The sequence below is a fragment of the Pantoea pleuroti genome, assembly GCF_014156615.1.
GTDB lineage: Bacteria > Pseudomonadota > Gammaproteobacteria > Enterobacterales > Enterobacteriaceae > Pantoea > Pantoea agglomerans.
In genome coordinates, this window is record NZ_SBFD01000029.1 from 1 (window position 1) to 681 (window position 681).

Consider the following 681-nt stretch of genomic DNA (forward strand, 5'->3'; position numbering starts at 1 on the left):
CTCGAACAGTAGTTGCTGTATCTCGTTCTGAAACTCCTGTGATGCTTTCCAAATAGCAATTGAACTCAACTCTTCAATGTTTATATTCAACTGCACAGCACCATTTTCTAGCCTTCGAAATTGTTGTTGACCTACCCATGAATTCAAGTACCAACTCACATAGGCTGGTAAATATAACTTATTTGAGAGTGTGCATTTTATAATGAAAGAACCATACCAATATTTCGCATACTCTGAAGTCACGTGAGCTGCTACTCCGACAGTACCACTTCGGGTTATTAATATATCATCCTCTTCGATGCAGTAATTATTGCCCTCATCTTCTAGCGATCTATTTAGATAAACTATGTCGTCTTTGTTAATTCTGTTAGGTGACAAAGCATTGCCTCGAATGAAAGGCAATCCATCAGTGTTTACGTAATTTGCAGCAATAGACGCTCCATATTTAAATTTCGAGAAAATAGTACCAAGGCTTTCAAAGTCGTCGGTGAATTGAGCATAAAGATCGAGGTGTTTGTTAGCATAGTAACGAGCATCTAATCTATTTTCTGTTAGGTACGATAGGGTAGCCTTTGAGTGTTTGGCTTCTCTGACAACATGCTTTGAGATAGGTATTTTATTTTCGAGCAATGCTAATCTTACTTCTAGCCGCTTCGCCCAAGCGCGCAATTTCTCGGCTTG

1 protein-coding gene is annotated in these 681 nt (G+C 39.1%); it reads right to left on the bottom strand.

Going from position 1 to position 681, the window contains the following annotated elements:
- On the bottom strand, positions 1–681 hold a 681-nt coding region (locus tag EPG66_RS22805; protein ID WP_182688187.1), incomplete at both ends, for a restriction endonuclease subunit S.